Source organism: Nonomuraea sp. NPDC050547 (assembly GCF_044457345.1).
Classification (GTDB): domain Bacteria; phylum Actinomycetota; class Actinomycetes; order Streptosporangiales; family Streptosporangiaceae; genus Nonomuraea.
Genome location: NZ_JBITGW010000004.1, coordinates 195,455 through 216,276 on the forward strand (window position 1 = coordinate 195,455; position 20,822 = coordinate 216,276).

Annotated in this window: 21 protein-coding genes; 11 read left to right on the forward strand and 10 right to left on the reverse strand. The window is 70.0% G+C overall.

Annotated features, from left to right (window positions below):
* Positions 1-16: 16 nt before the first annotated feature.
* Complete coding sequence (locus tag ACIBHY_RS11660) at positions 17-1,168, reverse strand: MFS transporter (RefSeq protein ID WP_397306815.1); 1,152 nt, start codon at positions 1,166-1,168, stop codon at positions 17-19.
* Positions 1,169-1,259: 91 nt separating this feature from the next.
* Here ACIBHY_RS11660 and ACIBHY_RS11665 point away from each other — a divergent pair, with 91 nt between their 5' ends.
* Both ACIBHY_RS11665 and ACIBHY_RS11670 read left to right on the forward strand, forming a co-directional pair.
* On the forward strand, positions 1,260-1,970 hold the full coding sequence (locus tag ACIBHY_RS11665) for an SDR family NAD(P)-dependent oxidoreductase (protein WP_397306661.1): 711 nt from the start codon (positions 1,260-1,262) through the stop codon (positions 1,968-1,970).
* A gap of 28 nt (positions 1,971-1,998) precedes the next feature.
* Positions 1,999-2,244 carry a type B 50S ribosomal protein L31 gene (locus ACIBHY_RS11670; protein WP_397252440.1) on the forward strand — a complete coding sequence of 82 codons (246 nt, stop codon included), beginning with the start codon at positions 1,999-2,001 and terminating at the stop codon, positions 2,242-2,244.
* A 10-nt stretch (positions 2,245-2,254) separates the two neighbouring features.
* Here ACIBHY_RS11670 and ACIBHY_RS11675 read toward each other — a convergent pair whose 3' ends face one another.
* On the reverse strand, positions 2,255-3,166 hold the full coding sequence (locus ACIBHY_RS11675) for a sugar kinase (protein ID WP_397252441.1): 912 nt from the start codon (positions 3,164-3,166) through the stop codon (positions 2,255-2,257).
* A 175-nt stretch (positions 3,167-3,341) separates the two neighbouring features.
* Here ACIBHY_RS11675 and ACIBHY_RS11680 point away from each other — a divergent pair, with 175 nt between their 5' ends.
* The 9 genes from ACIBHY_RS11680 to ACIBHY_RS11720 all read left to right on the forward strand — a co-directional run bounded on the left by ACIBHY_RS11680 (position 3,342) and on the right by ACIBHY_RS11720 (position 11,413).
* Positions 3,342-4,067 (forward strand): hypothetical protein, encoded by a 726-nt coding sequence (locus tag ACIBHY_RS11680; protein ID WP_397252442.1) that lies wholly within the window; start codon positions 3,342-3,344, stop codon positions 4,065-4,067.
* An 86-nt stretch (positions 4,068-4,153) separates the two neighbouring features.
* Positions 4,154-4,846 (forward strand): maleylpyruvate isomerase family mycothiol-dependent enzyme, encoded by a 693-nt coding sequence (locus ACIBHY_RS11685; RefSeq protein ID WP_397306662.1) that lies wholly within the window; start codon positions 4,154-4,156, stop codon positions 4,844-4,846.
* 13 nt (positions 4,847-4,859) lie between these two features.
* A complete protein-coding gene (locus ACIBHY_RS11690) occupies positions 4,860-5,090 on the forward strand; it encodes a DUF6343 family protein (RefSeq protein WP_397252444.1) in 231 nt (76 codons plus the stop codon).
* A gap of 67 nt (positions 5,091-5,157) precedes the next feature.
* On the forward strand, positions 5,158-6,141 hold the full coding sequence (locus tag ACIBHY_RS11695; RefSeq protein WP_379608998.1) for a LacI family DNA-binding transcriptional regulator: 984 nt from the start codon (positions 5,158-5,160) through the stop codon (positions 6,139-6,141).
* A 99-nt stretch (positions 6,142-6,240) separates the two neighbouring features.
* The gene (locus ACIBHY_RS11700) at positions 6,241-7,587 is read left to right on the forward strand and encodes an ABC transporter substrate-binding protein (protein ID WP_397306663.1); all 1,347 of its coding nucleotides are present in this window, start codon (positions 6,241-6,243) and stop codon (positions 7,585-7,587) included.
* Positions 7,587-8,510, forward strand: a complete 924-nt coding sequence (locus tag ACIBHY_RS11705; protein ID WP_397252447.1) for a carbohydrate ABC transporter permease — start codon at positions 7,587-7,589, stop codon at positions 8,508-8,510. Before ACIBHY_RS11700 ends, ACIBHY_RS11705 begins: the two co-directional genes overlap by 1 nt.
* Positions 8,507-9,364 (forward strand): carbohydrate ABC transporter permease, encoded by an 858-nt coding sequence (locus tag ACIBHY_RS11710; RefSeq protein WP_397306664.1) that lies wholly within the window; start codon positions 8,507-8,509, stop codon positions 9,362-9,364. Before ACIBHY_RS11705 ends, ACIBHY_RS11710 begins: the two co-directional genes overlap by 4 nt.
* Before the next feature lie 4 nt (positions 9,365-9,368).
* On the forward strand, positions 9,369-10,874 hold the full coding sequence (locus tag ACIBHY_RS11715) for a glycoside hydrolase family 13 protein (protein ID WP_397306665.1): 1,506 nt from the start codon (positions 9,369-9,371) through the stop codon (positions 10,872-10,874).
* A gap of 11 nt (positions 10,875-10,885) precedes the next feature.
* Positions 10,886-11,413 (forward strand): carboxymuconolactone decarboxylase family protein, encoded by a 528-nt coding sequence (locus ACIBHY_RS11720; RefSeq protein ID WP_397252450.1) that lies wholly within the window; start codon positions 10,886-10,888, stop codon positions 11,411-11,413.
* A 3-nt stretch (positions 11,414-11,416) separates the two neighbouring features.
* On the opposite strand, the gene ACIBHY_RS11725 is transcribed toward ACIBHY_RS11720, so the two are convergent.
* From ACIBHY_RS11725 to ACIBHY_RS11760, 8 genes are all read right to left on the reverse strand, one after another.
* A complete protein-coding gene (locus ACIBHY_RS11725) occupies positions 11,417-12,412 on the reverse strand; it encodes a LacI family DNA-binding transcriptional regulator (RefSeq protein ID WP_397252560.1) in 996 nt (331 codons plus the stop codon).
* A 12-nt stretch (positions 12,413-12,424) separates the two neighbouring features.
* Complete coding sequence (locus ACIBHY_RS11730) at positions 12,425-13,795, reverse strand: GH1 family beta-glucosidase (protein ID WP_397306666.1); 1,371 nt, start codon at positions 13,793-13,795, stop codon at positions 12,425-12,427.
* The gene (locus ACIBHY_RS11735) at positions 13,792-14,595 is read right to left on the reverse strand and encodes a carbohydrate ABC transporter permease (RefSeq protein ID WP_397252561.1); all 804 of its coding nucleotides are present in this window, start codon (positions 14,593-14,595) and stop codon (positions 13,792-13,794) included. The genes ACIBHY_RS11730 and ACIBHY_RS11735 overlap by 4 nt, the downstream gene beginning before the upstream one ends.
* Complete coding sequence (locus ACIBHY_RS11740; protein ID WP_397252452.1) at positions 14,595-15,524, reverse strand: carbohydrate ABC transporter permease; 930 nt, start codon at positions 15,522-15,524, stop codon at positions 14,595-14,597. Before ACIBHY_RS11740 ends, ACIBHY_RS11735 begins: the two co-directional genes overlap by 1 nt.
* Complete coding sequence (locus tag ACIBHY_RS11745; protein WP_397306667.1) at positions 15,521-16,810, reverse strand: extracellular solute-binding protein; 1,290 nt, start codon at positions 16,808-16,810, stop codon at positions 15,521-15,523. Before ACIBHY_RS11745 ends, ACIBHY_RS11740 begins: the two co-directional genes overlap by 4 nt.
* Positions 16,811-16,993: 183 nt before the next feature.
* Complete coding sequence (locus tag ACIBHY_RS11750; protein WP_397306668.1) at positions 16,994-19,552, reverse strand: FtsX-like permease family protein; 2,559 nt, start codon at positions 19,550-19,552, stop codon at positions 16,994-16,996.
* Entirely contained in the window at positions 19,549-20,298 is a 750-nt protein-coding gene (locus ACIBHY_RS11755; protein ID WP_397252456.1) for an ABC transporter ATP-binding protein, read from the reverse strand. Before ACIBHY_RS11755 ends, ACIBHY_RS11750 begins: the two co-directional genes overlap by 4 nt.
* Positions 20,295-20,528, reverse strand: coding sequence for a hypothetical protein (locus ACIBHY_RS11760; protein ID WP_397252457.1), 234 nt, complete (start codon positions 20,526-20,528; stop codon positions 20,295-20,297). The genes ACIBHY_RS11755 and ACIBHY_RS11760 overlap by 4 nt, the downstream gene beginning before the upstream one ends.
* Between the last annotated feature and the right edge of the window lie 294 nt (positions 20,529-20,822).

Consider the following 20,822-nt stretch of genomic DNA (forward strand, 5'->3'; position numbering starts at 1 on the left):
CGTTCGCCCACGGCGATCAGGCCGACAGGCCCCGTGAGACAAGGCGATCGTAGGCGATCAGGCCGACAGTCCCGGTGAGACAACAGGCGGCGACCGCGATCATGGCCACGGGGAAGCCCATCAGCGCCGCGATCGGGGGCGCCACCGCCTTGGCCACGGTGATCGGTAGGGCCAGGGCGCCGCTGATGGAGGCGTAGGCGGCGGTGCCGTACCTCTCGGCCAAGAGCGCGGGGCGGGCGATGGTGGCGACGCCGAAGCCCAGCCCGAACAGGACCACCGCGCCGATCGCCCCGGCCACGCCGCGGCCGGCGATCGGCAGCAGCAGCGCCGCGCCGCCCTGCAGCGCGAAGACGGCGGCGGCCACAGGCGCGACCCGGAAGCGGCTCTGCAGGCCGGTCGTGACCACGCGGCCGGTCACCGAGAGCACTCCGAGCAGGCCCGCGACGGCGGCGGCGAAGACGGGGGAGTGGCCGAGCGCGATCAGGTACGTGACCAGCAGGATGCCCATGACCGACACCGCGCCGGTCTGCGCCAGGAAGGCGAGCGCCAGCAGCCAGAACGGCCGTTCGCGCAGGGCCGCGCCGACCGCCGCGCGCGAGGGCGGCGGGCGTTCGGCCGCGCGCCTCCGCACGGTCAGCCAATGCAGGGGTACGGCCAGCAGCCCGTACCCCACGGCCAGGACGACCAGGGCGGCGCGCCAGCCGTACCGCTCGACGAGCAGGCCCGTGACCGGCAGGAAGATGCTGGACGCGAACCCCGCGACGATCGTGACGGCCAGCAGCGCCCGCGGCCGCCGCGCCGCGTCGAACCAGGCGACGATCACCGCGAAGGCCGCCTCGTACAGCACCATCGCCGACGCGACCCCGAGCACCGCGCAGACGAGATAGAGCTGAACGAGGTTCTGCACCTGTGACCAGGCGAGCAGCGCGCCCGCGCCCAGGGCGGAGCCGAGCGTCATCAGCCCGCGCCCGCCGCGCCGGTCGAGCCAGCCGCCGATCAACGGCGCCACCAGCCCGGACAGCAGGATGGACAGGGTGAGTGCCCCGGTGAGCTGCGGCACGCCCGCCCGTAGCTCCCGCGACATCGGCATGATAAAAACCGAAAAAGCGTAATAAAGCACGCCGAAGCCAGCGGTCTGCGTGATCGCCAGAGCGGCGACCATCCGCATCCCCTGCGGAGGAGACCCACGCCGATCCTCCACGATCACACCCAAGACCCTTCCCCCGGGCAATCACGCTATGTGGTGATATGCATCACCTATGGGCTATGTCGTCACAGGAGGCAGCAAGGGAATCGGGCGCGCCATCGTCGAACGCCTGCCCGGCACCGTCGTCGTCATCGACAGGGAACCCCCCGAAGGCCACGACGACCGCGTGATTCCGGTGCTCGGCGACGCCGCCGACGAGCAGGTGGCGCGCGAGGCGGCCCGCCGGGCGGCCCCGCTGACCGGCTGGGTCAACAACGCGGCCGTCTTCGGCGACGCCTCCCTCCACGACGCGCCCGTCGAGCGCGTGCGCCGCCTGATCGCCGCCAACCTCGACCTCGCCGTCGTCGGCTGCGCCGTCGCCGTCCAGACCTTCCTCCGATCCGGTACGGCGGGCGCCATCGTCAACCTCACCTCCCACCAGGCCACCAGGGCGGTGCCCGGCGCCCTCCCCTATGCCACAGCCAAAGCCGCCGTCGAGGGCCTGACCAGATCCCTGGCCGTCGAGTACGGCAGGCACGGCATCCGGGTCAACGCCGTGGCCCCGGGCTCGGTCGCCACGGGCCGCTACGAGGAGATGGCCACCCCGGAGATCGAGCGCGAGATGGCCCGCCTCCACCCGGTGGGCCGGGTGGCCAGGGCGGATGAGATCGCCGCCGTCGTGGCGTTCCTGCTGTCGGAGGAGTCGTCGTTCGTCAACGGCGCCACGGTCCCGGTGGACGGCGGCAGGACCGTACTCGGATTCGACCCCGAAGCCAGGGAATGAAAACCATTGCCACATGGTTGAGGCGGCCATGAAGAAGAACCTGCACCCCGAGTACCGCCCGGTCGTCTTCCGCGACAAGAGTGCGGATTACGCCTTCCTCACCCGATCGACCAGGTCGAGCGCCCAGACGATCGAGTGGACGGACGGCCGCGTCTACCCGGTGGTGGACGTGGACGTCTCCTCCGCCAGCCACCCCTACTACACCGGCCGCGGCCGGGTCCTGGACACCGCGGGCAGGGTCGAGCGCTTCAGGCAGCGGTACGGAAGCGAGTAAGGGTGGCCGTTCAGCCCGCGCCCGCCTGGGCCGTACCCGCGCCGAACCGCGGCAGGTCGGCGCGGGCCGGTAGCGTCTGCCACTCGCTGGCGCCGGTCGTGGCCGCCGCGCTCAGCATGCTGCCGCGCGCCAGGCGCTCGGGCGGGGTGAGCCCGTCCAGGGCGGCCGAGATGTAACCGGCCGCGAACGCCTCCTCCGACCCGGCCACGTCCACGACCGGCACCTGCGTGCGCGGCACGTCGTAGCGCATCCGGTCGGCGCGCACGCTGAAACCCTTCGTACCCCGGCTGACCACCACCTCGCGCTCGGGCGTGAGCGCGGGCTTGACCAGGTCGAGCTCGTCCTGGTCGACGAACAGCAGGTGGGAGGCGCGGGCCAGCTCGCTCAGGACCTCCTCCGCCTCGCGTACCGACGGCCACAGCGAGGGCCGGTAGGTGACGGCGAAGGAGATCAGGGCGTCGGCGTTGCGCGCGGCGGTGACCGCGATGCGCACCGCCTCCAGGCAGTCGCGGCCGAGCGCCGCGGTGGTCCCGGTGATGTGGAGCAGGCGCGCGGCCCCGATCCTGTCGATCGGGACGTTGCCCGGTGACAGGCGGGTGCCCGCGGAACCCCCGTGGTAGTAGGACGTCAGGCCGGGGTATCCGACCCGCGACTCCTTCAGCAGCAGCCCCGTTGTGGCGCTGTCGTCGACGCGCGTGTCGGCGATGTCCACGCCCTCCCCGCGCAGTACGGAAAGGGCCCGCGCGCCGAGTTCGTCGGCGCCCACCTTGCCGAGGAAGGCCACCCGGTGCCCGAGCCGCGACAGGCCTATGGCCAGGGAGAACTCCGGGCCGCACACGTCGAGCCTGGCCTCGTTGTCGTGGCGGACCCGGCCGCTGGAGACGACACCCATGACGGCGCCCAGGGTGTAGACATCGGTCATGGAGCCTGACTGTAGCCGCACATAACGGATTTCTGCGCTTTACCCCTGGTCGGGACCGTGATCAAATATTTCTCGTAACTTTAGACAACCTTTTCCACTCCCGGTGCCTCAAAGTAGTAGAGGAGCTGGCTATCCCGAGCCGGCTCCAGAGAACGGGGAGAGGATTAGCACCCTCATGAAGAAGATCGCAGTAGGCGCCATCTCCGCCATGGTCGGCGGCGCGATGCTGCTGACCGGTGGCGCCGCTTCCGCTCAGCAGAAGACGTCATCCGTAGACATCCAGAGCATTTCGCCGAACCCGGTCGTCGTCCCCAAGGGCGGCGAGGAGGACGCGTTCATCAGGGTCAACGCTTCATCTGACGTTGACAAGGTCACGGTGAAGGTCCAGCCCGAGGGCGACAGCTTCCGCACTCTCAGCGAGAAGACCGTCACCCAGCACAGCTGGCGCTTCGCCGTGTCGTTCGACAGCAACGACCCTGAAGGCAAGTGGAGCGCCATCGCGGAGGCGTGGAAGGACGGCAAGAAGGTCGCCGAGGACAAGGCGTACTTCTCCGTCGACGTCGAAGACGCGGGCAAGGCCGACAGCCGGATCACGCGCTTCAGCGCCGACCCGTCCAAGGTCCGCAAGGGCAAGTACATCCACTACACCGGTCGCCTCCAGGCCGACGACGACGGCTGGGAGGGTGCTCGCGGCGAGAAGGTGAACATCTACTACCGCGCCAACGGCTACAGCACCTGGAAGTGGGTCGCCTCCGGCAAGACCGGGTGGGGCGGCAAGTTCTACGCCAAGTCGCGTGCCTGGAAGTCCGGCACGTTCAAGGCGGTCTTCAACGGCAGCGACGAGCTCAACGGCTCCGAGAGCCGTCGTGACTACGTGCGTGTCGTTCGCTGGCACCACTGAGCACTAGGCGCCATCTGAGAGCCCGGTCCCGCAGGGGCCGGGCTCTCGCATGTTCACGACGGCCTCAGCGAGGTAGCTAAGAGGGTATGGAGCTGCTGAAAGACTTCGACCCGTTCGACATCTTCGACGCCGAGGCGGCGCGCCTGGACGCGTTCTTCTCCGGCCTCGACGCCGCCGGGTGGGACCGGCCCTCGCGCTGCGCCGGATGGTCGGTGCGCGACGTGCTCGGTCATCTCGCCGGGGAGGAGCTGTACAACCACGCCGCCCTCGACGGCACCGTGCAGCAGCTCATGGCCCGCCTGGCGGGCGAGGGCGTCACCGGCTTCAACGACTTCAACGAGTGGTGTGTACGGCGGCGCCGCGCCGTACCCCTGTCGGAGGTCCTGGCCGAGTGGCGGGAGAAGAACGGCGAGACCCGCGCCCGCATGCGCGCCCTCGGCCGGGACGCGACGCTCGACACGCTCGCCGGCCCCTACCTCGTCGGCGACCAGGCCTTCCACTACGACTCCGAGTACGCCACCCACGCCGACGACGTCGGCGCGCCCGTCACGGAGGAGGAGGTCGAGGGCAGGACGCTCTGGCGGGTCGCGGTGGGCCGCTTCGCCCTGGGGGAGCACGACGCGAAGATCCAGGTCGAGCAGCCGGCCGACCACATCTGGGTGAACGCCGACGGCCACGAGGCCACCCTGTCCTACCCGGAGTTCGTCAACGCGACCGTGGGCCGTCCCGACGAGCGGACCGATCCGCGGATCGCGGAGGCACTGAGGTGCCTGGCCTGAGAGGGGGCCGATCATGTGGTTGCGCAACCGCGAGGGCACGGAGCCGCTGAGCGCGCGCAGCCCGGTGCGCGCCCGCCGGATCCTGTCGGTGATCGCGCTGGTCGTGGGCACGGCGCTGGCGATCTTCTGCCTGTTGCGCGCGATGAGCACCGGCGAGGAGGTCTGGCGCTGGGAGGCGGCGATCGCCGGGTTCGTGGCCGTGGTGGCCGCGGCCGACCTCCTGGTGCTGCGCCGCCGCCGCTAGGACGACCTCTACGTAAGTGAGCGCAAGCCAGTGTAAATTCTTGCGTGAATAGTCGTATGATTTGCGCATGACACGACGACTGGCAGAGGTGGCCAAGAAGGTCGGAGTGAGCGAGGCGACGGTCAGTCGCGTGCTCAACGGCAAGCCCGGGGTGTCGGACGCCACGCGGGAGGCGGTGCTGACCGCGCTCGACGTCCTCGGCTACGAGCGGCCGAGCCAGTTGCGCGGCGACCGGGCCAGGCTCGTCGGCCTGGTCCTGCCCGAGCTGCAGAACCCGATCTTCCCCGCCTTCGCCGAGGTCGTCGGCGGGGCGCTGGCGCAGCAGGGGTTCACGCCGGTGCTGTGCACCAGGACGGTCGGCGGGGTGACCGAGGCCGAGTACGTCGATCTGCTGCTGCAGCAGCAGGTCAGCGGCGTGGTCTTCGCCGGTGGCCTGTATGCGCAGGCCGACGCCGCGCACGGCCACTACGAGCTGATCCTGGAGCGCAAGCTGCCCACCGTGCTGGTCAACGCCGCCGTCGAGCACCTGGGGTTTCCGCAGGTCTCCTGCGACGACACGGTGGCCGCCGAGATGTCGCTGGCCCACCTGCGCGCGCTGGGCCACGAGCGCATCGGCATGGTGCTCGGCCCCGCCGACCACATGCCCTCGCGGCGCAAGCTGGCCGTGTTCCTGTCGAGCGGGGGCGATCCCGAGCTGGTCGAGCAGACGATGTTCTCGCTGGAGGGCGGGCACGCGGCCGCCGCCAGGCTGGTCAGGCGCGAGGTGACCGGCATCGTGTGCGCCAGCGACCTGCTGGCGCTGGGGGCCGTGCGCGCGGCCAGGCGGGCCGGGCTGTCGGTGCCCGAGCACGTCTCGGTCATTGGCTACGACGACTCCGCGCTCATGAACTGCACCGATCCGCCCCTCACCACGGTTCGCCAGCCGATCGACGCGATGGGCAGGGCGGCGGTCGACCTGCTGGTCGCGCAGATCGGCAAGGCGGCCGTGCCCGCCGACGAATTGCTGTTCGAGCCCGAGCTGGTGGTGAGGTCGTCGACCGCCCGCGCCTAATCGTTATCTTGCGTATATCTGTCGAATTATTGCAGCCTTCTGTTCGCGAACCTATCGTGTGGGCCACACCACAGGGATCGCACCAGAAGGGTCAGATCCATGCAGAGCAATCGCAGAGCCCTGGCACTGCTCCTCATCGCGGGGCTTGCGGGACCAACGGCATGTGGCACGTCCACACCCGCCTCGAAGACCGAGGGCGGCAAGGTGACGATCAAGGTGGCGTGCCAGCCGGCCAAGAGCGACCCGCGCAACCGCAAGGTCTGGGACGATGACGTCGCCGCCTTCCAGAAGGCGCACCCGGACGTGACGGTCGTGAGCACGGACCAGCAGCCGTGCTTCGACCCCAAGACGTTCGGCCCCAAGCTGGCCGGCGGCCAGGTGGAGACCGTCTTCCGGGTGCCGGTGACCAACACCCAGGACGTGATCGCCAAGGGCCAGGCGCTCGACATCTCCGGCCTCACCGGTGAGATCAAGAACTTCGCCGACCTCTCGCCCGCCACCATGACCCCCTACAGCGCGGGCGGGAAGGTCTACGGCATCCCGACCAGCACCTACAGCGTCGGCCTCGTCTACAACCGCAAACTGTTCACCCAGGCGGGACTCGACCCGAACAGCCCGCCCAAGACCTGGGCCGAGGTCCGGGAGGCGGCCAAGAAGATCGCCGGGATCGGCGCCGGTTACGTCGGCTACGGCGAGTACAGCGGCGGCAACACCGGCGGCTGGCACTTCAACCAGGCCATCTACGGCCGCGGCGGCGAAATGGTGACGCCCGACGGCAAGCAGGCGGCCTTCAACAGCCCGGAGGGCAAGGCCGTCCTGCAGTTCCTCAAGGACCTGCGCTGGAGCGACAACAGCATGGGCACCAAGCTGCTGGTCGGCTGGGAGTCGCTGATGCAGGCCATGGGCAGCGGCAAGACCGGCATGATGCTCGGCGCCCCCGACGTCGTGCCCGACCTGGTCAACAAGTTCGGCGGGCAGATCGCCGACTACGGCATCGCCCCGTTCCCCGAGGCCAAGGCCTCGCTGAGCGGCGGTGAAGGCTTCATGATCAACCCGAAGGCCACGCCGGAGGAGGCGAAGGCCGGACTGCGATGGATCGACTTCTACTGGACCACGCCGGGCCAGGGCGCCTTCGACTACGAGCGGGCGAAGACGATCGGCAACCCGGTCGGCCTGCCCAACAACTCGCTGTTCGGCGACTCGCCGTCCGGCAAGAAGATCGCCGACCTGCAGAAGCAGCACGCCACGCTGCCGGTGGAGAACTTCTCGCCCTTCGTCGAGGGTTCGGCAGCGGTGCCGCCGAAGCTGGAGCCGCCGAAGGCGCAGGAGCTCTACGCCATCCTGGACGTGGCCATGTCGGCCGTGCTCAGCCGTAAGGACGCCGACCTGGACAAGCTGCTCACCGACGCGGAGAGCAAGGCCAACGCCGTCCTGGCCAAGAGCTGATGCTGATCGCGGATGCCGGGGCGCGGCGGCGGGCACGCGTGCCGTCGCGGCTCGGCCGTTCGATCCGGCGCAACCTGACCGCCTACGGGTTCCTGTGCGCGGCGCTGGCGTGCTTCGCGGTGTTCGCGTGGTACCCGATGGTGCGCACGTTCATCCTGAGCTTCCAGCAGACCAACCTGATCGACGCGCCGACCTGGGTCGGGCTGGACAACTTCCGCACCGTGGCCGACGACCCGGCCTTCGGCGAGGCGTGGCTCAACACGCTGGAGTTCACCGTCCTGGCGCTGCTGTGCGGGTACGTGGTGCCGTTCGCGATCGCGATCGTGCTCAACGAACTGCGGCACGCGCGGGCGTACCTGCGCTTCGTGGTCTATCTGCCGGTCATGCTGCCGCCGATCGTGTCGGTGCTGATGTTCCGGTGGTTCTTCGACCCGGGGCCGGGCCTGTTCAACCAGATCCTGGACGTGGTGGGCATCCCTCCGCTGGCCTGGCTCGACTCCACCAGCACCGCGTTGATCTCGCTGGTGATCGTCTCGACCTGGATGAACCTGGGCAGCGGCACGCTCATCTACCTGGCCGCGCTGCAGAACATCCCCGGCGAGCTGTACGAGGCGGCCGAGCTCGACGGCGCCGGAGTCTGGCGGCGCATCCGCCACGTCACGATCCCGCAGACCAAGCTGATCCTGCTGCTCATGCTGATGCTGCAGATCGTCGCCACGATGCAGGTGTTCATCGAGCCGTTCATGCTCACGCTCGGCGGACCGGAGAACGCCACGCTCACCGTCGCCTACCTCATGTACCAGTACGCCTTCGTCTACGGCGGCAACTACGGCGCGGGCGGCGCGCTGGGCCTCATGCTCATGCTCGTGCTGCTGGCCTTCGCCGCCGTGCAGCTGCGGCTGAACCGCCAGGACCGCCCATGACCCGGACGATCATCTCTCCGTTGCAGCTCGGCTCCCGCTGGGGCAGGCGCGTCTACTGGCTCGTGCTGGTGACCGTGCTGGTCACCTTCACCCTCGCCTTCGTCTTCCCGCTCTACTGGATGATCACCGGGGCGATGAAGACGGGCGAGGAGATCGCCCAGATGCCGCCCACGTTCTTCCCGGCCAACCCGAGCCTGGACGCCTTCCTGGAGGCGTGGGAGCTGTTCGACATCGGCACACTCCTGCGCAACACCGGCGTCTACGCGCTCGGCGCCTGGGCCTTCACCATGGTCATCGACGTCACCGCCGCGTTCGCGCTGTCGAAGCTGCGGCCGATGTTCGGCGGCTTCATCCTCGGCGCGATGCTGGCCACGCTGATGATCCCGCCGATGGTGATGCTCATCCCGCTGTACGTCACCGTCGTCGACCTGGGCCTGCTCAACACGCCGTGGGCCATCTGGTTCCCCGCGGCGGTCAACGGGTTCAACATCTTCCTGCTCAAGCGGTTCTTCGACTCGATCCCGCGCGAGCTGCTGGAGGCCGCCGAGATCGACGGGGCCGGCGCGGCGCGCGTGCTCTGGTCGGTGGTGCTGCCCGTCTCGCGGCCCATCCTCGGCGTCGTCTCCATCTTCACCGTGGTCAACGTCTTCAGGGACTTCGTCTACCCGTTCCTCGTCCTGTCCGACAGCGACAAGATGACGGTCTCCGTGGGCCTGTCCCAGACGGCCGGCCAGGTGACCCAGAACGCGATCATGGGCGGCCTGGTGATCGCCGGCATCCCGACCGTCATCGTGTTCTTCCTTTTCCAGCGGCACATCATGGCGGGCCTCACCGCCGGAAGCATCAAGGGGTAACCACATGTCGCAAGCGTGGTGGCGGGGGGCCGCGATCTACCAGGTCTACCTGCGTAGTTTCGCCGACGGCAACGGGGACGGCGTGGGCGACCTCGCCGGGTTGCGGGGGCGGCTGCCGTATCTGAAGGACCTCGGCGTGGACGCGATCTGGCTCAACCCCTGGTACCCGTCGCCGATGGCCGACGGCGGCTACGACGTGGCCGACTACCGCGGGATCGAGCCGGTCTTCGGCACGCTGGAGGAGGCGGAGAAGTTCATCGCCGACGCCCACGAGCTGGGCATCAAGGTCATCATCGACGTGGTGCCCAACCACAGCTCCACCGAGAGCGCCTGGTTCAAGGAGGCGCTGAGCGCGCCGGAGACGCGTGAGCGGTTCTGGTTCCGCGACGAGCCGAACGACTGGCAGTCGATCTTCGGCGGCCCGGCGTGGACGCAGGTGGCCGACGGGCAGTGGTACCTGCACCTGTTCGCACCGGAACAGCCGGACTTCAACTGGGACTCGCCCGAGGTGCACGCCGACTTCGAGAACGTGCTGCGCTTCTGGTTCGAGCGCGGCGTGGACGGCTTCCGCGTCGACTCGGCCGCCCTGCTGTTCAAGGACGCCGAGCGCTGGCAGGACCTCGACCCCGTCCACGACGTCTACCGGCGCTGGCGGGAGATCGCCGACGAGTACGGCGACCGCATCCTCATCGGCGAGGTGTGGCTGCCCGATCAGGAGCGCTTCGCCCGCTACCTGCGTCCGGACGAGCTGCACACGGCCTTCAACTTCGACTTCCTGTCCTGCCCGTGGGAGCCGGCGGAGCTGCGCCGCGTCATCGAGCTGACCCTCGCCACGCACACCCCCATCGGCGCGCCGCCGACGTGGGTGCTGTCCAACCACGACGTCACCCGCCCCGTCACCAGGTACGGCAGAGCCGACACCACCTTCGCCCACGGCGGCGCCCTGCACGGCACCCCTTCGGACCCGGAGCTGGGCACGCGCCGCGCACGGGCGGCGGCGCTGCTGGCCATGGCCCTGCCCGGCTGCGTCTACGTCTACCAGGGCGAGGAACTGGGCCTCCCGGAGGTCGAGGACCTGCCGGACGCCACCCGCCAGGACCCCATGTACGCCCGCTCCGGCGGCGCCAACCGGGGCCGCGACGGCTGCCGCGTCCCGCTGCCGTGGTCGGGCGAGTCGGCCCCGTTCGGCTTCGGCGGCCACCCGACCTGGCTGCCGCAGCCGGCGGACTGGGCGTCGCTGACCGCGAAGGCCCAGACCGGCGACCCGGGCTCGATGCTGTCCCTCTACCGGGCCGCCCTGCGCCTGCGCCACGAACTGCTCGGCGACGGCACCCTGACCTGGCTGCCCATGGGCGCGCACGTCCTGGCCTTCACCCGCGACTCCGGCCTGACCTGCGTGACCAACCTCGGCCCCGACCCGGTACCCCTCCCACCCGGCGAGATCCTGCTGGCCAGCGGCCCGCTGACCGGCGACCACATCCCCCAGGACACCACCGCCTGGCTGATCTAGCATCGGGACGCGTGACCAGACTCACCCCTTCGCGCCCCGACCGGCTGGACCCGGACGCCCGCGCGGTCTACGACAAGATCACCTCTGGACCGCGCGGAGCCTCCGTGACCGACGCGGACGGCGCCCTCATCGGCCCGTTCAACGCCATGCTGCTCAGCCCGCCGGTCGGCGACGCGCTGCAGGAGCTCGGCGCCGCCATCCGCTACGGCTCCCGCCTCACCGGCCGCTGCCGCGAACTGGCCACGCTGGTCGTCGCCAACCACTGCGACAGCGCCTTCGAACGCCAGGCGCACGAAACCCTGGCCCGCGACCTCGGCTTCACCGAAGGGCAGCTGGCGTCGCTGCGCGCCGGTGAGGAGCCGCCACTCGACGACGAGGAGGAGGTGGCCGTCCACCGGATCGCCCGCGCCCTGGTCACCCGGGGCGACCTGGACGAGGAGGAGTACACGCTGCTGGCAGAGCCGGTGCTGTTCGAGCTGACCACGCTGGTCGGCTACTACCGCACGCTCGCCCTGCAGATGCGCGTCTTCCGCGTCTAAGTTCTAGGCCGACTCGCGGATGATCAGCTCGGTCGGCAGGATGACCGGATCGGCCGGACCGTGCTCGAACAGCGCCAGCAGCAGCCGCACCATCGCCGCCGCCTGGTCGAAGACCGGATGCTTCACCGTGGTCAGGGGCGGCTCGGTGTACTTGGCCGCCTCGATGTCGTCGAACCCCACCACCGCCACGTCATCGGGCACCCGCCGGCCCGCCTGCCGCAGCGACTGCAGCGCGCCGACCGCCATCAGGTCGTTGGCCACGAACACCGCGTCCAGCGCCGGATCGTCGTGCAGCAACTGCCGCATCGCCGTCGCGCCCGACTCGCGGGTGAAGTCGCCCACCGCCACGATCGAGCGGCGGTCGGAGTCGCGCAGCACGTTGCGGTAGCCGGTCAGGCGGTCCTGCCCGGCGATCATGTCCAGGGGGCCGGCGATGGTCGCGATGCGCCGCCTGCCCGTCTCCAGCAGGTAGCGCACCGCCGACTCGGCGCCGCCCACGTTGTCGTTGTCGACGAACGGGATGTCCACCGGTACGGCCGGCCTGCCGTACGAGACGACCGGCACGCGCAGCCGCGAGACGGCGGCGGGCAGGGGGTCGGCGCCGTGCATGGAGATGAGCATGACCCCGTCGACGTGCCCGCCCGCGATGTAGCGCTCCACGCGCGCGTGGCTCTTGGCCGATGAGGCCAGCATCAGCACGACCTGCTTGTCGGCCGACTCCAGCTCGACGCTGGCCGTCCTGATCACCGTGGAGAACAGCGGATCCTCGGAGAAGACCCGCGTCGGCGGCTCCGAGACGACCAGCGCGATCGAGTCGGTACGCTGGGTGACGAGGCTGCGGGCCGCGCTGTTGGGCACATACCCGAGCTCGTCGATCGCCCGCAGCACCGCGTCGCGGATCCCCGGCGCCACGGTCGTCTGACCGTTGACGACCCGCGAGGCGGTCGCGCGCGAAACCCCGGCCCGCGCCGCGACCGCCTCCAACGTCGGACGTTTCATCACGCTAGGAATCTACAGTCCGTTCCTGGCTATGACGTCGCGGTACCACAGGGCGCTGTCCTTGGGGGTACGCGCCTGGGTGTCGTAGTCGACGTGGACGATGCCGAAGCGGCGGCGGTAGCCCTCGGCCCACTCGAAGTTGTCCAGCAGCGACCACACCAGGTATCCACGCAGGTCGGCGCCCTGTCGCACGGCGTCGTGGGCGGCTCGGAGGTGGCTGTCGAGGTAGGCGAGGCGGTCGGCGTCGTGGACCCGGCCTCCTTCCACGACGTCCTCGTAGGCGGCGCCGTTCTCCGTGACCATGAGGCCGACCTGGGGGTAGTCGCGCGAGAGCCGTACCAGAAGCCTGGACAGGCCGGACGGGACGACGGGCCAGCCCATCGCGGTCCTGGGGGCGTCCACGGAGGTGAAGGCCACGTCGTCCGAGCCGGGCCAGGCCGGGTCGGCGGGGGTGCCGGGGGCGGACGCCACGAGGCAGGGGTTGTAGTAGTTGACGCCGACGAGGTCCACCGGGGCGTTGATGAGGGTCAGGTCGCCGTCGAGGATGTGCGCGGTGCCGCCGTTGCGCTCGGCGGCCGCGAGCACCTCCGCGGGGTAGGCGCCGCGCAGCGCGGGGTCGAGGAACTGGCGGTTGAGCAGCGCGTCGATCCTGCGTACGGCCGCCGCGTCGGCCTCGGACGGCTCGGCCTGCGGATCGTTCACCTGGGCCGTGGTCAGGACGGGGGCGGCGTTGACCACCAGCATGATGCTGCGGGCCCCGGCGGCGCGCAGTTGCCTGGCGGCCAGGCCGTGGCCGAGCAGCAGGTGGTGGGCGGCGCGCATGGCGGCGGCGGGGTCGGTGCGGCCGGGGGCGTGCACGCCGTTGCCGTAGCCGAGGAACGCCGAGACCCAGGGCTCGTTGAGCGTGGCCCAGTGCTCGACGCGGTCGCCCAGCCTCGCGTGTACGGCTGCCGCGTACTCGGCGAAGCGGTAGGCGGTGTCCCGGGTGGCCCAGCCGCCCCGATCTTCGAGTGGTTGGGGGAGATCCCAGTGATAGAGCGTCACGTAAGGCGAAATTTCGGCCTTAAGTAGCTCATCCAGGAGTCTGTCGTAAAAGTCGAGGCCTGCCGGGTTGATCGCGCCCGAGCCGGTCGGCTGGACGCGGGGCCAGGCGATGGAGAAGCGGTAGGCGGCCAGGTTGAGCTCGCGCATCAGCTTCACGTCGTCGGCGTAGCGATGGTAGTGGTCGCACGCGACGTCGCCGGTGTCGCCGCCGACGACCTTGCCGGCCGTTCTCGAGAAGGTGTCCCAGATCGACTGGCCGCGCCCGTCCTCTGTGGCCGCCCCCTCGATCTGGTAAGAGGCCGTGGCGGCACCCCAGACGAAGTTTTCCGGGAAAATCATCCCTTAACAGCTCCTTGCATGATTCCACCGATGATCTGCTTGCCGAACACGGCGAAGACCAGGACGAGCGGCAGCGTGCCGATCGCCGTCCCCGCCAGGCCGAGCACGTAGTCGTTGACGTAGCCGCTGGCCAGCGTCGAGAGCGCGACCTGAACCGTGGGGTTGTCGGGGGTCAGCACGACCAGCGGCCAGAAGTAGTCGTTCCAGGCCGACATGAACGTCAGCATCCCGAGCACCGCCATCGCCGGCCTGGCCACGGGCAGCACCACGTGCCAGAACAGCCCCCACGTGGTGGCGCCGTCGACCCGCCCCGCCTCCAGCAGTTCGTTGGGCAGCGCGCGCTCCAGGAACTGCGTCATGAAGAACACCCCGAAGGCGTTGACCAGGGCGGGCACGATCAGCGCGTACATCGTGCCGGTCCACTCGACCTTCACCATGAGCATGTAGAGCGGGATGATCCCGAGCTGGGCCGGGACCATCATCGTGCCGACCGTGATCAGCAACATCGCGTTCCTGCCGCGGAAGCGCAGCTTGGCGAAGGCGAAGCCGGCCAGCGTCGACAGGAACATCACCGCCACCGAGATCGCCCCCGCCACCAGCACCGAGTTGGCCAGCGCCAGCGCGAACGGCACGGTGTCGAAGACGCGCGAGACGTTGGCGAGGAAGTTGCCGCCGGGCAGCAGCGGTGGCGGCACCTCGGCCAGCGCCGAGTTGTGCCGCGAGGCCACGACGACGCTGTAGTACAGCGGGAAGGCGGAGAAGAAGGCGACGGCGATCAGCGTCAGGTATCGGAGCCGCATCACAGACCGCCCTTCATCCGGCGCGTGAGCAGGTAGTTGATCCCGGCCGCCAGGACCACGAAGAGGAACATGATCCAGGAGGCCGCCGAGGCGTACCCGAAGTCGAACTTGGTGAAGCCGTGCTCGTAGACGAACAGCGAGAGCGTCTGGAACTGCCGGTCGGGACCGCCCGTCACGCTGGAGCCCCCGAACAGCAGCGGCTCGGCCAGGATCTGCATCGCCCCGATGGTCGAGACGATGACCACGAAGACGATCGTGGGCCGGATCATCGGCACCGTGATCCTGCGCAGCTGCGTGAGGTTCGACGCGCCGTCGATGGTGGCCGCCTCATACAGCTCCCTGGGTACGGCCTGCATAGCCGCGAGGAAGATCAGCGCGTTGTACCCGGTCCACCGCCACATGATCATGACCGAGATGGCGATGTGCGACGTCGCGGTGCCCGCGGCCCAGTCGATGGTGCCCACCCCGAACCAGCCGAGCACCCAGTTGATCAGCCCGAAGTCCCGTCCGAACAGCTGGCTGAAGATCACCACGACCGCGACCACGCTGGTCACGTTCGGCAGCAGCAGGCTGATGCGGAAGAACGTCTGCATCCGCAGCGGCCGGTTGAGCAGGTGCGCCAGCCAGATGGCCAGCAGCAGCTGCGGCACCGTCGAGATGACCCCGATGGACAGCGTGTTGAAGGTGGCGTTCCAGAAGTAGGCGTCACCGAGCAGCGTGCCGAAGTTCCCGAGCCCGACGAACGTGTGCACGTCGGACAGCAGTGTCCACTCGTGCAGTGACACCCACGCGGTGTAGAGGAGCGGGAACAGCCCGAAGGCGCAGAACAGCAGGAAGAAGGGGGCGACGTACGCATACGGCGACACCTTCATGTCAACGACGTGCCGTCTGCGCCTCCTGGACAGCGCCCTCAGCGAGATGACGCTCATTTGATCTTCGCGACGTCCTGGAGGACCTGCGCCCACGCCTCGTCGGGCGACTGCTTACCCTGCTCGACCCGGCCGAGTCCGTTGCCGATCGCGGTGCGCACGTCGGCCTCCTTCGGGCCGAGGTGCTGGGGCTTGAGTGCCTTGGCGGCGTCGGAGTAGATCTTGCCGATCGGGGCGTCGCCGAAGAACGGCTTGGTGAACGTCTGGATCGACGGGTCGTCGTAGAGCGCCGGGATCGAGGGGAAGGTGCCCTCCTCCTTGAAGACCCGCGCCTGGTTCTCCTTGGAGGTGAGGAAGTCGATCAGTTCGGCCGCCTCCTTGGCGTGCTTGCCCTGCTTGGGGAGCATCAGGTGGGAGCCGCCGCTGTTGCCGGAGCCGCCGGGCACGGCCGCGATGTCCCATTTGCCGGAGGCGTTCGTGGCCTGCTCCTGGATGTAGCCGGTCATCCAGGCCGGGCAGATGATCGTGGCGAACGAGCCCTTGGCGAAGCCGGTGTTCCACGGCGGGGAGAAGGCGGCCAGCTTGGCCGACAGGTTGTTCTGGGAGATCTGGTTGGACAGGTCCCAGGCCTTCTTCACGTCGGGGTTGGAGTCCACGATGATCTTGTCCGTGGGGTCGTACAAGCCGACGGGCGCCTGGTTGACCATCGCGCGGAAGATCTCGCCGGGGGAGTCCACGAACTTGGCCCCCGCCACGTTCGCGGCCGCGAACTTCTTGCCGGTCTCGATGTAGGACTCCCAGGTGGGCCAGAGCCCCGCGACCTCGGCGCGGTCGGTGGCCAGCCCCGCCTTCTTGAACAGGTCCTTGCGGTAGCACATGGCCAGCCCGCCGACGTCGGTGCCGAGGCCCAGCACCTGCGCGCCGTCCTTGCTGATGCCCTGCTGCCACTTCCAGTCGAGGTAGTCGGCCTGCCGCTTGTCCAGCCCGAACTGCTTGAGGTCGTGGAACTTGCCGGTCAGCGCGGTGAACGTGCTGATGTAGCCCACCTCGACCGCCTCGATGTCGGCCGCGCCCGCGTTGGTCGCCAGCCGCTTGACCAGGTTGTTGTGGTGGTCGTTGAACTGAGTGACCTGCTCGACGATCTCGACGTTCGGGTGCGTCTTCTTGTACTCCTCATAGAGCGGCTTGAAGCCGAAGTCGCCGAAGAGGCCGACGGTGAGCTTGACCTTCTCGGCGGGCTTCGCGGAGGAGGCCGTGCCCGCGGTCTCACCGCCGCCGCCTCCGCAGGCGGTGACGGCGAGAGCGAGCATCAGGGGTACGGCGAGCAGTCGCAGACGAGGGGTCATGGAAACCCTCCAAGGCTTTCCTGGGAACGATGAGAGAGCGCTCTCTCAGAGTTATCTCGCCCTTCACTGCAGCTCGTCAACGGAGGTTAGATAACGATCCGAGCGACATAAGAGAACGCTCTCTCGGTGTTTCCTGGCTGTTTGCCCAGGTCGCGCCGGTCGTTCTTCGGTTTGGGAGCGCTTTCATGCCACCCGCTCGCTGCGCCGTACCAGCCGGCGGGCGGGCAGGTCGTACGCCAGCCCGACCACCGCGCACACCACCGCCACCGCCGCTGGCGCCAGCCAGAGCGGGCCGGCCGGCCACGGGCGGCCGAGGAAGCCGATGCTCAGGAACATCAGCGGCACCGCGCTCATCAGCAGGCCGGCCACCGACGCCGTGAGCGCGATCAGCAGCGCCTCCCAGCGGATCATCGAGCGGATCTGGCCCGGCGTCGCGCCGAGCCGCCTGATCGCGGTCAGCTCCGCGCCACGGGCCGCGGTGGTGGCGACCAGCCGGTTGGCGACCGAGACCAGCACGTACCCGAGCAGAACGGCCAGCACCGCGATGTTGATCCACAACTGCGCGGAGGTCTCGCCCGCCTGCGGCGAGGTGGCGGCCGAGGCGACGCTGAGCGCGGGCCAGCGCTCGCTCAGCTTGTTCAGCGCCGACGGGTCGGCCGTGCGCACGAACACGGTCGAGTCGAGATCCGTGGTGGTGTGCCCGGCGACCAGGTCGCGCGCGAGCACGATCGGGCCGAGTCCGAGTGCCCGGCTGTAGGTGGCCACGACGCGGGCCCTGACCTTGGCGCCGTCGCCCAGCACGAGGTCGCGATGCTCGCCCACCGAGCCAGAACGCTCGTCGATCGCGATCGACGGCCCCTTGAGATCGGCCAGACCGCCCTTGGTGACGCCCAGGTCGACCAGGCCGCGGGCCTCCGGCCCGAGGACCATCGCGGAGCGCGCCATCGCCGACTCGGCGCCGTCGCCCAGGGCGAGGCCGCGTCCGATGACGGTCGTGGTCGACGCGGTGACGGCCGAGCTCACGCCGGGCACGGCCCGGACCTCGCCGAGCAGGTCGCGCGGGATGCCGCCATAGGCGGGCGCGGTGATGACGGCGTCGGCCCTGAGCGTACGGGCGGTCTCGTCGGCGGTCGCCCGCATGACGGTGGTGTGGGTCAGCGCGTTGCTGGTGCCCAGCGTGATGACCATGCCGAGCGCGGCGACCGCGCCGGCCGTCCTGAGCGCGTAGCCGTGGGTGTTGGACACCGCGAGCCAGAGCGGCGGGGACACACGGGCGGGCAGCACCCGGACCAGCAGGCCGGTGGCCTTCTGCACCAGCCTCGGACCCGCCAGCGCCAGGCCGATCACCGACAGCAGGCCGCCCATGCTGGGGCCCAGGACCGCGACCTCGCCGCGCAGGAACAACGGCATCGTCGACAGACCCATGGCGGCCAGGATGATCAGCAGGCCGCTGTTGAAGCGTACGGCCGACGGCCGGCGCGGCTCGCTCTGCGCGTCACGCACCGCGGCGACCGCGGGCATCTTGGACGCCGAGATCGAGACGGCCCAGGCCGACACCCGCACCACGCCGAGCAGGACCAGCGCTGCGGCGGCGGCAGGGATCGGGCTGTAGGTCAGCGGGAGCTCTGGGGGCAGCAGGCCCAGATGGATCAGCAGATCGCCGAAGTGGGCGGCCAGGTAGTAGCCGGCGGCGGCGCCGGGCAGCAGGGCCGCCAGGGCGGCGGTCATGCCCTGGACGGCGACCAGCTTGCGCACCTGGCGCGGGGTCGCGCCGGCCGCGCGCAGCAAGGCCAGGTCGCGGCGCTGGCGGGTGATCGACAGCGAGATGCCGCCGCCCACGACGAAGCCGACGATGAGCATGCTGATGCCGCTGATCGAGCTGGGCAGGGCTATCAGCATGCCGCGGGCGGCGGCCGTACCGGGGGACTCGGCGTCGCCCTTGTCCGGCCCTGTGCGTACCTCGTAGCGTTCGCCGACCTTGCGGTGCACGGCCTCGGCCAGGTTCGCCGGGTCGGTGCCCGGTGCGGCGCGCAGCGCGATCAGGTCGACGGTGCCCGCGCGCGGGCCGCTCGTCCGGCCGGCCAGCTCGGCGGCGGTACGGTCGGCGAAATACAGATCGGGCCCGTCCATGACACCGGTGACCCGGTACTCGCCCCGCCTGCCGCCCGCGACGACCTCGATGCTCGCGCCCTGCCGTACGGCCAGCGCCTTGGGCACCACGATCTCGTCGCCGGCCCGCGGCGCCCGGCCACTGATCAGCTTCCCCCCGGCAAGGGCCGCAGAATCCCACCCATGCCCGGTCCCCGCCACGGCTTGGCCCGCCGATGCGGCGCCACCCTCCACCTCTTTCTTTGCGCCACCCTTCACGTCGCTCTTGGCGTCGCTCCTTCCGTCGTCCGGCGGTGTGGCGTCGCCCTTCAGGTCGCCCAGGGGTGTGGCCGGGAAGCTCACGTCACCCGTGGCCGAGGCGACGCCGTCGAGGCGGGCCAGTTCACCCGCCAGTGTGGCCGGCAGCACGGCCCGCTCGGGCAGCGCAACGGGCAGATCGCCCTCCTGCGCGAGGCTCTGCGGGGCGGAGACGAGCACGTCGGCGTGGACGAGCCGCTGGCCGGAGATGTTCGAGCGCAGCCCCGACTCGATGATCACGCCGGTCCCGGTGATCAGCGCCATGCCGCCGAACACCGCGAAGAAGGCCACGACCAGCCCACCGAGCCCCGACATCGCGAGCGCGGTCCTGATCACAGCGCACCCCCCACAGCGTGTACGGCGAGCCCGCCCCGGGCAAGCTGGGTGAGCCGCGCGGCCAAGTCCTCCGCCGACGGCTCGGCCAGGACGTCGACCACCTTCCCGTCCGCCATGACGAGCGCGTCGTGCGCGCGAGCCGCGGCGGCCGGATCGTGGGTGACCATGACGACGGTCTGCCCGAGGTCGTCCACCAGGCCGCGCAACAGGTCCAGCACCTGGGCGGCGCTACGCAGGTCGAGCGCGCCCGTGGGCTCGTCGGCGAAGACCACGTCCGGCCGCCCGGCCAGCGCGCGAACGATCGCCGCCCGCTGCTGCTGCCCGCCGGACAACTCCGCAGGCCGGTGGCGCAACCGATCCTGCAACCCCACCCGCTCCACCAGCTCGCCGATCCAGGCACGATCGGGCCGCTTGCCCGCCAGCCGCAGCGACAACGTCAGGTTCTCCTCGACGGTGATCGCGGGCAGCAGGTTGTAGGACTGGAAGACGAAGCCGATGTGCTCGCGGCGCAGGACGGTGCGCTTGGTCTCGTTCAGCGAGCCGACGTCGACGCCGCCGATCGTGACCGAGCCGGAGGTGGGCTGGTCGAGGGCGGCGGCGCACTGGATCAGCGTGCTCTTGCCCGACCCCGACGGGCCCATCACGGCCACGAACCGGCCCTGCGGAAAGCCGAGCGACACGTTGTCGAGTGCCACGAGCTCGCCGTACTTCTTCGTGACCGAGGTGAGGGTGACGACGTGGCTCATGCCCGGCGCCCCGAGACGTGGCTGACGATGAGGCCGGCGATGCACGCGACGGCGACGAGCCCGGCGACGATGCCGATCGCCGCGGTTCCATGGAGGATGTTGTTGGCGATCACGTTCACCACCGCGCTCACCGTCAGGACGAGCCAGAGGACGGCACGGGTGGCGGTTCTGCCCACGGGGCTCCGCTTGCCGGGGGCGCTCTTCGGGCTGATGCGGTAGGGATCGTTCATGAGAAGAACCCTAGAAAGCACCCTGAGCTGCAGGAATCCCGCGAGCTACCCACGTCACGGTAGTGCAGGCGGTAAGAAGATCCGTCCAGTTCCCCAACAGTCCGGTCGCACCCCGCCCAGGCCCTTGCGGGCCTTGGTCGCCACCCGGCAGGCCCCCGATCGCGACCTGGCAGGCCCCGGTCACGGCCCGGCGGGCACGGCCGCGACGCGGTCGGCTCCGGTCACGACCCGGCAGGTCCCCGATCGCGACCCGGTCGGCTCGACCCGGTCGGCCAGTGGTCGCGACTTGGCCGC

What these genes read in the sequence shown, in the direction of transcription:
- ACIBHY_RS11660 (WP_397306815.1), bottom strand. Translation starts at nt 1,168, where the DNA reads ATGCGGATGGTCGCCGCTCTGGCGATCACGCAGACCGCTGGCTTCGGC.
- ACIBHY_RS11665 (WP_397306661.1), top strand. Translation starts at nt 1,260, where the DNA reads ATGGGCTATGTCGTCACAGGAGGCAGCAAGGGAATCGGGCGCGCCATC.
- ACIBHY_RS11670 (WP_397252440.1), top strand. Translation starts at nt 1,999, where the DNA reads ATGAAGAAGAACCTGCACCCCGAGTACCGCCCGGTCGTCTTCCGCGAC.
- ACIBHY_RS11675 (WP_397252441.1), bottom strand. Translation starts at nt 3,166, where the DNA reads ATGACCGATGTCTACACCCTGGGCGCCGTCATGGGTGTCGTCTCCAGC.
- ACIBHY_RS11680 (WP_397252442.1), top strand. Translation starts at nt 3,342, where the DNA reads ATGAAGAAGATCGCAGTAGGCGCCATCTCCGCCATGGTCGGCGGCGCG.
- ACIBHY_RS11685 (WP_397306662.1), top strand. Translation starts at nt 4,154, where the DNA reads ATGGAGCTGCTGAAAGACTTCGACCCGTTCGACATCTTCGACGCCGAG.
- ACIBHY_RS11690 (WP_397252444.1), top strand. Translation starts at nt 4,860, where the DNA reads ATGTGGTTGCGCAACCGCGAGGGCACGGAGCCGCTGAGCGCGCGCAGC.
- ACIBHY_RS11695 (WP_379608998.1), top strand. Translation starts at nt 5,158, where the DNA reads ATGACACGACGACTGGCAGAGGTGGCCAAGAAGGTCGGAGTGAGCGAG.
- ACIBHY_RS11700 (WP_397306663.1), top strand. Translation starts at nt 6,241, where the DNA reads ATGCAGAGCAATCGCAGAGCCCTGGCACTGCTCCTCATCGCGGGGCTT.
- ACIBHY_RS11705 (WP_397252447.1), top strand. Translation starts at nt 7,587, where the DNA reads ATGCTGATCGCGGATGCCGGGGCGCGGCGGCGGGCACGCGTGCCGTCG.
- ACIBHY_RS11710 (WP_397306664.1), top strand. Translation starts at nt 8,507, where the DNA reads ATGACCCGGACGATCATCTCTCCGTTGCAGCTCGGCTCCCGCTGGGGC.
- ACIBHY_RS11715 (WP_397306665.1), top strand. Translation starts at nt 9,369, where the DNA reads ATGTCGCAAGCGTGGTGGCGGGGGGCCGCGATCTACCAGGTCTACCTG.
- ACIBHY_RS11725 (WP_397252560.1), bottom strand. Translation starts at nt 12,412, where the DNA reads ATGAAACGTCCGACGTTGGAGGCGGTCGCGGCGCGGGCCGGGGTTTCG.
- ACIBHY_RS11730 (WP_397306666.1), bottom strand. Translation starts at nt 13,795, where the DNA reads ATGATTTTCCCGGAAAACTTCGTCTGGGGTGCCGCCACGGCCTCTTAC.
- ACIBHY_RS11735 (WP_397252561.1), bottom strand. Translation starts at nt 14,595, where the DNA reads ATGCGGCTCCGATACCTGACGCTGATCGCCGTCGCCTTCTTCTCCGCC.
- ACIBHY_RS11740 (WP_397252452.1), bottom strand. Translation starts at nt 15,524, where the DNA reads ATGAGCGTCATCTCGCTGAGGGCGCTGTCCAGGAGGCGCAGACGGCAC.
- ACIBHY_RS11745 (WP_397306667.1), bottom strand. Translation starts at nt 16,810, where the DNA reads ATGACCCCTCGTCTGCGACTGCTCGCCGTACCCCTGATGCTCGCTCTC.
- ACIBHY_RS11755 (WP_397252456.1), bottom strand. Translation starts at nt 20,298, where the DNA reads ATGAGCCACGTCGTCACCCTCACCTCGGTCACGAAGAAGTACGGCGAG.
- ACIBHY_RS11760 (WP_397252457.1), bottom strand. Translation starts at nt 20,528, where the DNA reads ATGAACGATCCCTACCGCATCAGCCCGAAGAGCGCCCCCGGCAAGCGG.